The sequence below is a fragment of the Microbacterium sp. B19(2022) genome (assembly GCF_012030385.1).
Lineage (GTDB): Bacteria > Actinomycetota > Actinomycetes > Actinomycetales > Microbacteriaceae > Microbacterium > Microbacterium oxydans_B.
The window spans coordinates 176021-191549 of the sequence record NZ_JAAUVO010000003.1; the positions used below are offsets into that span (position 1 = coordinate 176021).

A 15529-nucleotide genomic window follows, 5' to 3' on the forward strand; every position below is an offset into this window, starting at 1 on the left:
CCGTCACTTTGGTAGCAATTTGCAACCAAAGGAACTATGTGAATCTCCGGATGAAGACACTGCTGGCCGCCATCTGCGCCGTCGCGGTCGCGACGGTCTATGCCGCGCAGCCCGTGCTCGGCGAGATCGGGAAGAGCCTTCAGGTGCCGACCGATGCGCTCGGCTGGCTGGTGTCGGCGGGGCAGCTGGGTTACCTCATCGGCCTCGTCCTGCTCGTGCCGCTGGGCGACCGCTTCGACAGGCGACGCCTGATTCCTCTCCATCTCGGCCTGGTGGGCATCGGGATGCTCGCGGTCGCACTCTCTCCGGCCGCGTGGGTGGCGTTCGCCGGATTGGCGTTCGCCGGCCTGTTCGCGGTGGTCGTGCAGACGACGGTGGCGTACGCCGCAGCAGTGTCCGAACCCGGCGAGCGCGGACGGAACCTGGGCTTCGTGACGTCGGGCGTGGTGGTCGGCATCCTCGGCTCGCGGCTGATCGCCGGCATGATGGCCGATCTCTGGGGGTGGCGCAGCATCTACGTCCTGCTCGCGGCGCTCTCCCTCCTGCTGGGGGCCGCAGCACTTCGACTGCTGCCCGTCGATGTGCGCCCGCCATCCCGCCACCACAGCGTCCTCGTCGGCGGCATCGGTCGGCTGCTCACCGAACCCGCCTTCCTCAGCCGGGGCGTGATCGCCTTCTTCCTCTTCGCCTCGTTCGGAACGCTCTGGAGCGGGATGGCGCTGCCCCTGTCGGAGGCGCCCTGGCACCTCACGGAGACCCAGATCGGACTCTTCGGCCTGGCCGGCCTGACGGGTGCTCTGGGCGCCGTTCGCGCGGGCCACTGGGCTGACGGCGGTAAGGCGAATCGCGTGACCGGTCTGGCGCTCGTCGCACTCGTCGCCTCCTGGGTGCTGATCGCACAGCTCCCGTGGTCACTGACGCTGCTGGTCGTCGGCATCGTCGTGCTCGACTTCGCCGTTCAGGCCGTGCACGTCAGCAACCAGCACATCCTGACCGCGCAGCATCCGGATCGGGTCTCCACGACCATCGGCGGGTACATGGTCTTCTACTCGCTGGGGTCTGCCGTCGGCGCCGTCACGACGACCGTCTCCTTCAGCGCGTGGGGATGGGCCGGATCCTCGATCCTGGGCGCGGTGTTCGCCGCCGCGGCTCTCGTCGCGTGGGGACTCGGACTTCCCTTCGTCGGGAAGCCCCGGAGTGGCGAGCCGGACTCGGCACGCCACTCGGGCTCGGTCACGCACCGGGAGTGACCGGCGACATCAGTGGGCCAGGTTGGTCCAGACCGTGCGCGTCTCCAGGTACGACTCCAGGTTGGCATGGCCCATGTCCCTGCCGTAGCCCGACATCTTGAATCCGCCGAAGGGGGCGGCCGCATCGGTCGCACCGTACATGTTGATGTAGACGGTTCCCGCCTGCAGGAGCGCTGCGAGCCGATTCGCCTTGCCGATGTCCCGCGTCCAGATGCCCGCCGCGAGGCCGTAGGGCGAGTCGTTCGCCCGGCGCGCGATCTCGTCGATGTCGTCGAAGGGCTGCGCCACCACGACGGGGCCGAAGATCTCTTCACGCACGGCGGTGAAGGTGTCATCCACGTCGGTCAGCACGGTGGGACGGATGTAGTAGCCCCCGGGGATCGCGGCGTCGGGGAAGGCGGATCCTCCCGCGGCGACCGTCGCCCCCTGCTCCTGAGCGCCGTCGATGTAGCCGAGCACGCGCTCGTGCTGGCGGGTGGAGATGACCGGTCCGATCTGCGCCGACGGATCGAAGCCGTGGCCGACCGTCATCGACGAGGCGATGTCGGCGAGCCGACCGACCACGTCGTCGTACGAGCGCTTCTGCACGTACAGCCGCGAGCCCGCGGCGCAGGCCTGACCGGCGTTGAAGAAGATCGCGCTGGCCGCGGCGGCCGCCGCCTCTTCGACCGGGCTGTCGTCGAAGATGATGTTGGGGCTCTTGCCGCCGAGCTCCAGCGTGACCCGCTTCACCATCGGCGCGGCACGCTGGGCGATGCGCGTGCCCACAGCCGTCGATCCGGTGAAGGCGACCTTGTCGACGTCGGGGTGGTCGACCAGCGCCTCGCCGGCCTCGGCGCCGTATCCGGTGAGGATGTTGAGGACGCCCTTGGGCATACCGGCTTCGAGGGCGAGCTGGCCGAGACGCAGCAGGGAGAGCGGGGTGTTCTCGGCGGGCTTCATGACGATGGTGCAGCCGGCGGCGAGCGCGGGAGCGATCTTCCACACGCCCATGAGCAGCGGGTAGTTCCAGGGCACGATCTGGGCAACGACCCCGACCGGGACCCGCTCGGTGCGCACCATCGCGTCCGTCACGGACACGGGGATCGTGTTGCCCTCGATCTTCGACGGCCAGCCGCCGAAGTACTCGAAGTGGTTGATCGCGAGCGGCAGGTCGACGCTCGCCGCGGCACTCTTGAGCTTGCCGCCGTCGAGCACCTCGAGCTCCACGAACTCGTCGGCCCGCTCCTCGAGCAGCCGGGCGAGACGCAGGATGATCCGTCCGCGATCGAGCGCGCTCATCTTCCGCCAGGGGGCGTCCGGGGCGAAGGCGCGACGCGCAGCCTGCACCGCACGGTCGGCGTCCACGGCGTCGGCGGCGGCCGAGCGAGCGATGACGGCACCGGTGCCCGGGTCGACGATGTCGATGGTGCGTCCGGAGTGCGCCTCGACGAGCTCCCCGTCGATGAGCAGGCGGGGAGGCTGGGCGAGGAAGCGCTTCGTCGCCTCGCTGATATCGGGATCGATGCTGATGTGCGTGGGGACGGTCGTCATCGCGGCTCCTGTTCAGGCGTGGTGCAGGGCGGCGAGCGCCTCGGCGGGGAAGGCGGACTCGGTGTCGCCGAGGAGCAGCGCGCGGTAGGTCGCGGTGGCCGCCTCCTCGAGGTTGAGTGCGCGGCGGAAGGCCATGCTCACGGAGTCGCCGAGGGCGGAGCAGCCGTGGTGGCCCATGATGATGCAGTCGTGATGCGCGGCCTGCTCGGCGGCGGAGTCGGCGAGTTCGTCCGATCCGTTCGGGTAGTACGGAGTGGTCCCGACCGAGCGCACGTAGTACGCGTGGTCGAGGGTGATCAGACGCACATCGTGACCGAGGGCGTTGAGGAGCACGGCGTGCTGCGGGTGCACGTGCACCACGGCGTTGACGTCGGCTCGTGTCTCGTAGCTGCGCTGGTGCAGCTTCCACTCGCTCGACGGGCTCGGCGAGCCGCTGACGACCTCGCCCGACAGGCTCATGACCGAGAAGTCCTCGGGCGTGAGCCTGTCGAGCCAGGTGCCGGAGCCCGTGACCACGAAGGTGTCCTCATCGATGCGCGCCGAGATGTTGCCTCCGGAGGCGAGGGCAAGCCCGCGGGCGACGATGTCGACGCCGACGGCCGAGAGTTCTTCGATGAGTGATTCCACACGCGTGGTCATGGGTGACTCCTTGTCAGGGTGGGGGATTCAGGCGGTGACGGCGGTCGGGGCGGGGCTCGCCGAGACCGCGTCGTCCGCATCCTTGGGCGTCTTCAGCAGGAACGTCAGGCCGAAACCGACGAGGTAGAGCGAGGCGATGATCCAGACCGTGCCCTCGACGCCGACGGGTGCGGCGAGGCCGGCGATGACCGGCCCGATGAACTGGCTGAGGCCGGCGCCGAGGTTCAGGATGGCGACCGCGGCGGCCTTGTTCTTCGGGGCGAGCAGCGGGACGATCGCCGACAACGGCACGAACATGCCCAGCGCGAGACCGTAGACGAAGGCGATCGAGATCGTGATCCAGAAGTTCGGCCCGATGAGGGTGGGGACGTAGAACAGCGCGAGAACCGTGACGAAGCATCCGATGCCACCGGCCCAGGCGACCACGTTGACGCGCCCGATCCAGTCGGCGAGGTAGCCGGAGAGCAGGTTCGCGGCCACGTTCGCGGCGAGCATCGTGCCCCAGATGATCTGCCACTGGGCGAGGTCGAAGCCGACGTCGCGGACCATGTAGGTCGTGAGGAACACGACGAACGCATAGAAGGAGAGCGTGTTGATGATGCGGACCACGCCGCCGACGCCCACCTTCGGGTTGGTCGCGACGATGGTGAGGGAGCTGACGACGCCCTTGACGCTGCTGGCCACGGTGACCTTCTTGGTCACGGGGTTGCGCAGCAGTACGAGCACCATCACTCCGCCGACGACGACGAAGGCCAGCGCCATCCACAGCGTGGCCAGCTCGCCGATGATCGGGATGACGGCTCCGGCGAAGTACGAGCTCAGGACGCCGAGTCCGAGCGTGGAGAAGAACCAGTACCAGCCGACGGCGCGGCCCATCACGTGCTCATCGGTGTCGATCGTGACCCAGACCAGGAACCCGTAGGCGAACATCGGGTATCCGAGCCCGCGGATTCCGAAGGCGAGGAGCATGATCTCGAAGTTGCCGGCCATGACGCCGAACACGAGGAAGAGCACCTCGAAGACGACCCAGATGCCGAAGCCGAGCATCATGACGCGCTTGGGCCCCCAGGCTTCGGCCAGCGCGCCGCTCAGCCAGGCGGCCACGGCGACGACGATGCCGTAGACCGACCAGAGCAGGGCGATCTGGCTGCCGTCGAAGCCGCGCTCGTCGAGGTACGGCGAGAGGAAGCCGGCCTCGATGCCGTCGCCGATCATGAAGATCGTCAGGGCGACGAAGCCCCAGGCGATGGGCCGCGAGATGCCCTGAGAGCTGAGGAGGCGCGCGAAGCGGCCCTCGGCGGGAGGTGATGCGGGGGTGACCATGGGTGTCTCCTCGTTGAGCGCGTAGAGATTTCGGGATGTGGTGTACATTTGTTCAGCATCGTGAACGAATGCCCATGGACATCTTGGGCACGTGTCGCGGAATTGTCAAGCAGGACCGGAGGAGTCGGCGTGGGAGGATGTTCAGCATGCTGATGGGTCGCGTGGCGCGCATGTACTACGAACTGGGGCTCACGCACCAGGAGATCGCCGACGCACTCGGCCTGTCCCGCGTCCGCGTGACGAGACTGCTCGCCGAGGCCCGCGACAGCGGCATGGTCGAGATCATCGTGCACGTGGAGGAGTCGCTGTTCGCCGCCGAGGAGCAGGCGCTGCTCAGCCGCTACGGACTGCGCCAGGCCTGGATCGCCCCGAGTGTGGACGATCCGGCGAAGGCCTCCCGCGCGATGGCGACGGTCGGCGCGGAGGCGCTCGCGAGTGTCATCGACAAGGACACCACGGTCGCCATGGGCCTCTCCACGGCGGTCGCCGCCGTGGTCGACGCCTTCCCCGCCCGACCGCTCGGCGCCCGCTTCGTGCCCCTCACCGGATCGAGCAGTGGTCTCGCGAACGGTGCCAACCCGCACGAGCTCACCCTCGCGCTGGCACGCCGCACCGACGGATCGGCCTTCCACCTCCCCGCACCTCTCGTCGCCGCGACGCCGCAGGCCGCGGAGAGTGCCTACGCCGACCCCGGGGTGCGCGAGGTGCTCGCACGAGCGGCAGAGGCCAGCACCCTGATCGCGGGAATCGGCAGCACCCACGACAGCCGCGGACTGCTCTTCGGATCGCTGAGCGAGCGCGAACGAGCCGCGCTTCTCGAAGCCGGAGCGATCGGCGACATCGGCGGGCGCTTCTTCGATGCGAACGGAGCACCGGTCCGCGGCGAGCTCGACTCCCGCGTCGTCGGACTCGACCTGGATCAGCTGCGCGCCATCCCGCACCGCCTCGCGATCGCGGCGGGCGCGGCGAAGCTCGACGCCGTGCGCACCGCCCTCTCGAGCGGCATGGTGAACATGCTCGTGACCGACTCGAACACCGTCACGGCGCTGCTCGACTGAGGCGCTGAGGAGCGGACCGTGCGACGCACGGTCCGCTCCCCGCGCCCAGACGCTCAGACGCTCAGACGCTCAGACGCTCAGACGCTTAGACGCTCAGACGACCGCGGCGAGCGCCTTCTCGTTCGCGGTTCCGGGAACGCGCTGCCCGCTCAGCCACCCCCGCAGCGCCGCCGCAGCGATGCGCGAGTGCTCGACGATGACGTCATCCGAGGCGCCCGCGATGTGCGGCGTCAGCGTGACGTTGTCGAAGGTGAAGAGCTCGTGGTCCTGCGGGAGCGGCTCCTGGTAGTAGACGTCGAAGCCGGCACCGGCGATCCGGCCGTCGCGCAGGACGGCCATCAGCGCCTGCTCGTCGATGATCGCCGCACGGCCGGCGTTGATCAGATAGGCGTCCGGGCGGAGGAGGGCGAGCTCGCGCTCACCGAGAAGTCCCTCGGTCTCGGGCATCAGGGGCACGTGCACGGTGACGATGTCGGAGGTCGAGAGCACCTCGTCGAGGGGCACGACGCTGGCCTCGTCTCCGAACGCATCGGGGGCGAGGAACGGGTCGTACACCTTGACGGTCATACCGAATCCGCGGGCACGGGTGACCATCCGGCGGCCGATCGCCCCGCCGCCGAGGATGCCGAGCGTGCGGCCGCCGAGCCCGATCGAGCGGAAGACCTCGTAGGGCTCGAACACGTCGTCCTCGGTCCAGTTGCCGGCCCGCAGCCAGCGCTCCGATTGGCTCACCTTGCGCACGGTGGCCAGCAGCAGGGCGAAGCTCAGGTCGGCCGTGACCTCGGCGTTGCGACCCGGGGTCGTGAACACCGGGATACCCCGAACCGTGCAGGCGTCGAGGTCGACGTTCGCCGGTTTGGCGCGGCAAGAGACGACGGCCTTGAGGTCGGGCGCCTTCGCGAGCGCGCTCTCGTCGACCACGTCGAGCTCGGCGATCACGACATCCGCCGCAGCGAGCGCGTCGTCGACGCCGCGGTCGGCGAGGGATCCGCCGTCCATGGTCGGGTCGACCAGAGTGACGTCGAACGCGTCGGCGAGGGAATCGGCGATGCCGGCATCGAACGGAGCGGTGATGAGCACCTTCGGGCGGGACGTTTCAGTCATGTGTCTTCTTTCAGGTGGTGGTCAGTGAGCCGGGGATTCGGGGGCGGGATGCTGCTCGGCGCTGTCGCGCAGGCGGCGGAGTCCGCCCCAGTGCGGGCGCAGGGCATCGCGCGTCGCGAGGAAGAGCGCATACGCGTCGTCGTACAGCGCGGTGCGGGCGGCGTCCGGCGAGAAGGTCGTCGTCGACGGCGTCAGTCGGCGCGACGCGTCGTGCAGGTCGTCCGCGAGTCCGATCGCTGCCATCGCGAGCGTGGCGACCCCGCGGGCGCCCACCTCCGGTTCGTCTTGACGCACGATGTCGCGTGCCAGGACGTCGGCCAGGATCGTGCACAGGAGGTCTGAGTCGGAGCCTCCTCCGCAGACGAGCAGCGGGCCGTCGAGCCCCAGTGCGTCGGTGGACTCGCGCAGGCTGAAGGCCAAGCCCTCGTAGACGCTCCGCAGCAGCTGGCCCGCCGTCGTGGTGACGCTCATCCCGAGCCAGGATGCCGAGGCGTCGGGGGCGAAGAACGGAGCCCGTTCGCCGCTCGGGGCGCCGTACGGGAGGTAGATCACGCCCCCGCTGCCTGGTGCGACCGCGACGGCCTGCTTCTCGACGACGACCCAGTCCTCGTCCGCGAGGCCGAGCGTGGCGCGCACCCAGTCGAGGTTGGGGGTACCGGTCATCGGGGCCATGGACTCCAGAACCTGGCTCCCTCGACCGGTGGCGAGCACGATGCTCGATTCGCTGCGCACGTCGGCACGCGAGGCGTGATTGATGCCGACGAGGCTCGTCGTGCCGAGGATGGCGTAGCCGCGGCCGTCGTCGAGCACGCCGAGTCCGATGCCGGCAGCCGCGGTGTCGACGACTCCGACGACGACGGGCAATCCTTCCGGGAGACCCAGTGCTGCCGCGACTCTCGGCTCGAGCCGGCCGGCGATCTGCTGCGGATCGAGCACCTCCGGCAGGTATTCGCGCACGTGCTCCTGCCCGAGCACGGGGAACAGCTCTTCGGCGTACGCCCCCGTCGCGGTGTCGAGGTAGGTGCGCGAGGCCTCGCTGGGATCGGTCGCACGGCGGCCGGTGAGCTTGAAGCGCAGCCAGTCTTTGCAGTTCAGCTGCGTCGTGACCCGCTCCCGCAGGGTCGGATCCGCCGCCATCAGCTCGTCGACGAGGATCGGCAGCGCTCCGGAGAAGAGGGGAGAGCCGGTGGCCTGGTGCACGGCCGCCGCGCGTCCGTCATCCAGCCACTCATCGAGGCGTTCGTGAGCGCGCCCGTCGAGCCAGAGGGCTGCGGGACCGACGGGCCGACCGTCGGCATCGACCAGCCAGGCGCCGTCACCCTGACCCGTCACGCCGATCGCCATGATCTCCGCGTCGCCGATGTCATCGACCACCGCCGCGATCGTGGTGGCCGCGGCATCCCAGATGTGGTTCATGTCGGCTTCGGCGCGCCCGTCCTCAGCACGCTGCACGCGCACGCTCGAGCGGGAGACACTCGCGATGCGACCGTCGAGGTCGAAGGCGACGGTCTTCACCGATGTGGTGCCGGCGTCGACGCCGAGGATGATGCGAGTGCGGCTCTGCACACTGAACTCCGAACAATAGTGCGGGCTGGTGATCTATTGTTCAGTATAGCTCGGTGTCCGCAGAGCGCAACGGCGGGGGTCGGCAGGGCCACGGACACGGCGCCTCGGCCCAGAGCACGCGCGCGAACCCGGGTGCCGGCCGGAAGGCGGGCACCCGGGTAGGACGAGCGCGACGCTACTCGATCGACTGACGTCGGCGGCGGATCGCCACCAGGAGCCCGCCGGCGACGAGCAGAACGACACCGGCCGCGACGACGGCGCCGGCGACCTGGCCACCGGTCACCGCGAGTGGATCCGGTTCACCCAGCGGGTGCGTGGTGCACAGGCCGTTCCCGTCGACGCAGATCGGTTCCTCACCGGTCACCGCGATCACGTTGCCGAGGCTGTGATTCCCCTGGTCCGCCCACGGCTGCACCGTGACCACGTATGTCACGGTGGCCGTGCCTCCGGATGCGACCGAGCCCGTGATGCGGATGGTCTGCCCCTCGACCGCCGTGGCCAGCGCCTCCGTCGACCCCTGGGGTCCGCGGGTCAGTGTCGCATCGTCGAGGACGTCATCCAGGTGATCGGTGTAGTCCACGTCTGCACCCGCCGCATCCGGGTCGGTCGAGACGTTGCGGAACGTCACGGTGTACTCCACCTGCTGCCCTTCCTCCACCTCGGTTCCCGAGGCGGGGTCGGCCGACTTCACGACCACCACGCTGCTGACGTGATCGACCGTGCAGTCCGGGTACTCCTCGCCCTCGGCGATGACGCACTCGGTCGGCGGGGCTGCGTCCGGGTCGAGGAGGTAGTTCGACAGGCGATCGTCGCCACGTTCACCGTCCGCGTTGACCGTGGCCTGGTAGGTGACGGTCACGGCATCTCCGGGTTCGAGCGCTCCGGTGATCCCGAAGCGCCCGTCGACGATCCCGGAGACGGCGAGCAACTCATCGGAGCTCACCGGATCCGACGTGACGGTCGCATCATCGATCACGGCCGTGAGATCGTCCTCGCGGTCGACCGTGATCGACCCGGTGCCAACGCTCTCGAAGTGCAGCGTGTAGGTCACGACCTGACCGGGCACGACCGTGCCTCCGGAAGCCGGGTCGACCGTCTTCCAGTCGCGCAGCTCGCCGATGAAGTGCTCGGTGCGGGGCGGCACGAACGGGTCGCAGTCGGGGTCGCTGTCGTCGCACACGTAGGGCGGGGCGTCCGGGGTGAGGACGTTGGTGAGGATGTTGTCGCCGCGGTCTCCGTCGGGCAGCACCGTCACCTGATACGTCACCGTGACGACGGCGCCCGCGGGGAGGGAACCCTCGATGCGGATCTCCGACGCGTCCGCATCGAAGGCCGCCGTGATGCCGGCGACATCCGCCGTCGGCTCTGTCGTGACCTCGGCATCGTCGAGCACCGCCGACACATCGTCGGTCGACGCCACATCGCCGGCGCCCTGGCCGCTGTTGGTGAACGTCAGCGTGTAGGTGACGATCTGGCCGGCCACGACGGTCGTCCCCGAAACCGGGTCCGACGACTTCTCGGGAGTGATCCGCGGCAGCTCGATGTCCACCGACGGTGTCACCGGATCGCAGACGACACCCGGCGCGCACACCGGTGTCGCGGTGTTGACCAGGTCATCGTCACCGGCATTCGTCACCGTCACCGAATAGGTGATCGATACGGACTCGCCGACGGCGATCGGACCCGACCACGCGAGAACGGGACTCTCCAGAGTCGGAGCCGGCACCAGCGATCCATCCGACGCCACCGCTGCAGCGTCGCCGTTGTAGGAGGCGTCGTCGATCACATCGGTGAGGTCATCCGTGAAACCCGCGGGTACGAACGACGTGTACGCGCTCTCCCCGTCATTCGTCACGGTGACCGTGTACGTCACCACATCACCGGTCTGCACGCCCGCCGTCGCATCCGCAGCCTTCTCGACCGAGAAGTGGCGGATCGGGTTCGAGGTGTCCGGACAGTCCTCGATGCCGCACGATCCGTCCGGGTTCTGCACCACGTTCGCCAGAACATGGTTCTCCTGATCGGCGAATGCGCTCACGGTCACCGAATACGTGACCGTGTACGTCGCGCCGGCGGGCACGGATCCGGTGAGCACCAGATCGGTTCCCTGCAGTACCGCGGTCAGCGCGACGTTCGACGTCGTGATCGAACCGGCGACCAGCGCAGCGTCATCGAGCACGTCGGACAGGTCGTCGACCTTGTCCACCGTCGATGCCGCGGCACCGACACTCTCGAACGTGAGCGTGTAGGTCACGACCTGCCCGACCTCCACAGCCGTGCCGGATGCCGGGTCCACCGTCTTGCCCACCGCGAGCTGGCCGACGGGGTGCTCGGTGCTCGGCGGCACGAACGGGTCGCAGTCCGGGTCGCTGTCACCACACACGTAGGGCGGCACATCCGGGGTGACGACGTTGGTGAGGATGTTGTCGCCGCGCTCACCGTCCGCCAACACGGTCACCTGATAGGTCACGGTCACCGTCGCACCGGCGGGGAGCGACCCCTCGATGCGGATCTCGCCCGCGCCCGCGTCGAACGTGGCCGTGATGCCCACGACGTCCGCGGTCGGGTCCGTCGTGACCTCCGCGTCGTCGAGCACCGCGGAGAGGTCATCGGTCGAGTCCACAGCGCCCGCGGCCTGGCCGCTGTTCGTGAACGTCAGCGTGTAAGTGATGACGTCACCCGCGACGACCCCCGTCCCCGAGGCGGGATCGGACGACTTCTCCGGAGTGATCCGTGGCAGGTCGATGTCCACCGGCGGTGTGACCGGATCGCAGATGACGCCCGGTGCGCACACGGGCGTCGCCGTGTTCACCAGATCGGCGTCGCCGGCGTTCGTCACCGTCACCGAATAGGTGATCGACACCGACTCGCCGGCCGCAAGCGGTCCGGACCAGGCGAGAACCGCACCGGCCACCGTCGGAGCCGGCACCGTCGATCCGTCCGACGCCACTGCGGCCGCATCATCGTTGTAGGACGCATCGTCGATCACGTCGGTGAGATCGTCCGTGAACCCGGCCGGCTCGGTCGCCGTATAGGCACCCTCACCGTCGTTCGTCACGGTGACGGTGTACGTCACCACATCGCCCGTCTGCACGCCCGTGGTCGCATCCGCGGCCTTCTCGACGACGAAATGACGGATCGGGTTCGTCGTCTCGGGGCAGTCCTCGACACCACACGATCCATCCGGGTTCTGCACGATGTTCGCCAGAACGTGGTTCTCCTGGTCGGCGAACGCACTCACGGTCACGGAATAGGTGACCGTGTACGTCGCTCCGGCGGGAACGGACCCGGTGACCACCAGATCCGTGCCCTGGAGCTCTGCGGTCAGCGCCGCATTCGACGTCGTGATCGACCCCGCCACCAACTCCGCGTCGTCCAGGACATCGGACAGGTCGTCGACCTTGTCCACCGCCGATGCCGCGGCACCGACACTCTCGAACGACAGGGTGTAGGTCACCACCTGCCCCGCGTCCACCGAAGTGCCCGACTCCGGGTCCACCGTCTTGTCCACCGCGAGCTGCCCGACCGGGTGTTCCGTGCTCGGCGGCACGAACGGGTCGCAGTCCGGGTCGCTGTCATCGCATACGTATGGCGGCACATCCGGGGTGACGACGTTGGTGAGGATGTTGTCGCCGCGCTCACCGTCCGCCAACACGGTCACCTGATAGGTCACGGTCACCGTCGCACCGGCGGGGAGCGCCCCCTCGATGCGGATCTCGCCCGCGCCCGCGTCGAACGTCGCCGTGATGCCCGCGACATCCGCCGTCGGGTCGGTCGTGACCTCCGCGTCGTCGAGCACCTCCGACACATCATCGGTCGATGCGATGTCACCGGCGGCCTGGCCGCTGTTCGTGAACGTCAGCGAGTACGTGATCACGTCACCCGCGACGACCCCCGTCCCCGAGGCGGGATCGGACGACTTCTCCGGAGTGATCCGTGGCAGGTCGATGTCCACCGGCGGTGTGACCGGATCGCAGATGACGCCCGGTGCGCACACGGGCGTCGCCGTGTTCACCAGATCGGCGTCGCCGGCGTTCGTCACCGTCACCGAATAGGTGATCGACACCGACTCGCCGGCCGCAAGCGGTCCGGACCAGGCGAGAACCGCACCGGCCACCGTCGGAGCCGGCACCGTCGATCCGTCCGACGCCACCGCGGCCGCATCACCGTTGTAGGACGCATCGTCGATCACATCGGTCAGGTCGTCCGTGAAACCGGCCGGTTCGGTCGCCGTATAGGCACCCTCACCGTCGTTCGTCACGGTGACCGTGTACGTCACGACATCATCGGTCTGCACGCCCGTCGTCACATCCGCGTCCTTCTCGACGACGAAATGACGGATCGGGTTCTCCGTCTCCGGACATCCTTCGACATCACACGACCCGTCTGGGTTCTGCACCACGTTCGCCAGAACATGGTTCTCCTGGTCTGCGAACGCACCCACGGTCACGGAATACGTCACGGTATACGTCTCGCCGACCGCGACGGAGCCCGCGACGATCAGGTCGGTGCCCTGGAGTTCTGCCGTCAGCCCCGGGTTCGAGGTCGTGATCGAGCCCGCGACCAACTCCGCGTCGTCGAGCACGTCGGACAGGTCGTCGACCTTGTCCACTGCCGCCGCTGCCTCGCCCACACTCGCGAACGAGAGGGTGTAGGTCACGACCTGACCCGCGTCGACCGCGGTGCCCGACTCGGGATCCACCGTCTTGTCGATCACGAGTTCTGCCGCCGGGATGCGCACGCTCGCGCAGTCGTCCTGCCCTGCGGCCGCCTCGTCCGTCGGGATGCAGACGATGTTGTACAGGACGTTGTCGCCCGCGGCGGAGTCGTACGTCGCCGTGTACGTGATGGTGACGCTCTCGCCGGAGGCGAGGGGGCCGACCCAGGTGAGTTCGTCCCCGACCAGCTCGGCGGAGCCGTCGGTCGGCGAGGTGATCCCTCCGAAGGTCGCGTCGTCGAGAACGGCGCTGAGGTCGTCGGTCACGCGGGCGGGCTCGGCGGCCGTGTAGGCACCGGGTCCGGTGTTCGTGGCCGTGATCGTGTATTCGACCACGCCGCCGTCCGCAGGGAGCTCGGTCGTGTCGGCAGCCTTGGTGACCGACAGCTTCGGCAGCAGGAACTCCGCCTCGGCACAGGCGATCCCGGTGGTGGGGTCGACCCCGTCGCCGTTCGGGGGGTTGCACGCCGGGGTCGGGGTATCCGGCGTGCCGCTGAACACCACGTTCCGGGCGATGCCGTCTCCCCCCGCCTCGACCGTCGCCGTGTAGCTGAGCTCCACGCTCTGGCCCACCGCGAGCGGGCCGGTCCAGGTCAGATCGGGAGCCGCGTAGGCGATAGTGCCCGGCATCGTCGCGGTGGCGTCACCGTTGTAGGTGGCGTCGTCGAGGACGGCGGTGAGGTCATCGGTGACGACCGCCGGGTTCGCCGCGGTGTACGGCTCCTCACCGGTGTTGGTCGCGGTGATGGTGTACTCCACATCGTCACCCGGACGGGTGTCGATGGTGGCGTCGGATGTCTTCGTCAGCGTCAGGCAGTTCCCGGGCGAAGACGCCTGCGCGCTGACGTCGATGTCGCCGTAGGCCCAGTTGTCGATGGCCGCGAAGTTGCCCCACTGGTTCGTGCCGGTGGATGCCCACCCGTGGATGAAGCCGGCGCTGCTGAGACCGGCGAGATTGACGACCGGAGTGCTCGTCGTGGATTTAGGGCCCACACCCGACAACGGAACCTCGGTGTCGTCCCAATAGATGGTGTCGTTTCCGGCGCTCGACCCGACGATCTGCGTGATGCGGATGCCGCCGGGCAGAGTCTCCACGTCGCCGAGCACGAAGTGGATCTCGTCGGTCTTCTCGATCGCCACCTCGAAGTTCACCGTCGTGCAGACGTCGACGAGCGTGCCGGCGGAGTCCCGACCGTTCCACGGAGCGCTCACGGTGCCGTCCGTTCCCGACTGGGGGAGAGCGACATCCAGAGGATCCGTGTACGAGCCGTTTCCGTCGACATCGACCCGCACGACGTAGTTGCCCGTGAAATTACTCAGGTCATACGAGAGCGCTCCGGCGTGCGAAAGAGCGTTGGTACGCGTGTACGTGGTGTCATCGAAGCTCGGAGTGACGTAATCGGGATTGACGAACTCGTTCCCATCGGCCGACGAAGCGAACCCGGGAAGGTCGGCTGCCGGGGGTTCGAAGAAGAGGTTGTAGCCGGGCCCGCACTCCGGGCCAGGACCCTGATGCTCGGGCGAGTTACTCGTCTGCGCGAGCGATCGGTAGGCCGGGGTGCAGAGCGCCGGGTCGACGACGTTCCCGAAGGCATCGCTGCTGAAGCTCCAGCCACCACCGTTGAACACGGGCATCTCCACGGTGTACTGCGAGCCGTTCTCCGACACGACCCAGAAACCGAGGTCGGAGTTGGGGAAGGCGGTGCCCGATCCCGGAGTGAATGAGCTGTACGCGCGGTACTGCTTCGACCACACTCGACCTTCGATCGGTGCGCCGCCGGAGAGCACGGTGATGTCCCATCGCGTGTCGTTTCCCGACCCCGCCGGCCAGTTCGGCGTCTCCGCCCCGATTCCGTCCGTCTCGAGGAGCCATACCCCGCCGGGACCGGTCATGCCGGCCGGCACGGTGCAGACGGTTTCCGGGGCAGTGGCCGGCGGAAGGTCGCAGGTCCAGCGCACGGCGCCCGAGGGGTCGGTCAGGGTGAAGGTCTGTCCCTGCGTCGGATTGAGATCATTGGCGATGAACTCTGCTGTGACGACGTCGCCGGCGGCGGCGTACACATAGAAGGTGTTCTCGCCGATGAGCACCGTGTTCGGTGCATTCGACTCGGCCTGCGCTGGCGCAGCGGCCAGGGGACTCAGCGCCCCGAGCACACCGACGGTGAGGGCGACGGCCGCGGCCGTGAAGCGGCTCCTCAGAGAGTGCGGGTTCTGCCGGGCGCGCCTGTTGCGGGACTTGTCGGTCATCAGAACCTCTTCGTGTCGGGCGAGGTCCGTGCGGACTCGCGGGGCGCGCCCCTATGGACCCGCTCCCTCCCCCGAGAGGCTGCGCATATTCA

At 68.6% G+C, this 15529-nt stretch carries 8 protein-coding genes; 2 read left to right on the forward strand and 6 right to left on the reverse strand.

Annotated elements, in window-relative coordinates:
* Positions 1–50: 50 nt before the first annotated feature.
* A complete protein-coding gene (locus HCX50_RS03935; protein ID WP_205828768.1) occupies positions 51–1250 on the forward strand; it encodes an MFS transporter in 1200 nt (399 codons plus the stop codon).
* 9 nt (positions 1251–1259) lie between these two features.
* On the opposite strand, the gene HCX50_RS03940 is transcribed toward HCX50_RS03935, so the two are convergent.
* Genes HCX50_RS03940 through HCX50_RS03950 form a run of 3 tightly spaced genes read right to left on the reverse strand, consistent with a single transcriptional unit; the run spans position 1260 to position 4745 of the window.
* A complete protein-coding gene (locus HCX50_RS03940; protein WP_167633088.1) occupies positions 1260–2783 on the reverse strand; it encodes an aldehyde dehydrogenase family protein in 1524 nt (507 codons plus the stop codon).
* Positions 2784–2795: 12 nt separating this feature from the next.
* A complete protein-coding gene (locus HCX50_RS03945) occupies positions 2796–3422 on the reverse strand; it encodes a class II aldolase/adducin family protein (protein WP_091028200.1) in 627 nt (208 codons plus the stop codon).
* Positions 3423–3449: 27 nt separating this feature from the next.
* Positions 3450–4745 carry an MFS transporter gene (locus tag HCX50_RS03950; RefSeq protein WP_091028198.1) on the reverse strand — a complete coding sequence of 432 codons (1296 nt, stop codon included), beginning with the start codon at positions 4743–4745 and terminating at the stop codon, positions 3450–3452.
* Positions 4746–4891: 146 nt separating this feature from the next.
* On the opposite strand from HCX50_RS03950, the gene HCX50_RS03955 reads away from it, so the two are divergent.
* A complete protein-coding gene (locus HCX50_RS03955) occupies positions 4892–5803 on the forward strand; it encodes a sugar-binding transcriptional regulator (RefSeq protein WP_167381513.1) in 912 nt (303 codons plus the stop codon).
* Positions 5804–5896: 93 nt separating this feature from the next.
* On the opposite strand, the gene HCX50_RS03960 is transcribed toward HCX50_RS03955, so the two are convergent.
* From HCX50_RS03960 to HCX50_RS03970, 3 genes are all read right to left on the reverse strand, one after another.
* The gene (locus HCX50_RS03960; RefSeq protein ID WP_167633089.1) at positions 5897–6907 is read right to left on the reverse strand and encodes an NAD(P)-dependent oxidoreductase; all 1011 of its coding nucleotides are present in this window, start codon (positions 6905–6907) and stop codon (positions 5897–5899) included.
* A 21-nt stretch (positions 6908–6928) separates the two neighbouring features.
* The gene (locus HCX50_RS20015; protein ID WP_167633090.1) at positions 6929–8473 is read right to left on the reverse strand and encodes an FGGY family carbohydrate kinase; all 1545 of its coding nucleotides are present in this window, start codon (positions 8471–8473) and stop codon (positions 6929–6931) included.
* A gap of 175 nt (positions 8474–8648) precedes the next feature.
* Entirely contained in the window at positions 8649–15437 is a 6789-nt protein-coding gene (locus HCX50_RS03970; RefSeq protein WP_167633091.1) for a DUF7927 domain-containing protein, read from the reverse strand.
* Positions 15438–15529 lie beyond the last annotated feature (92 nt).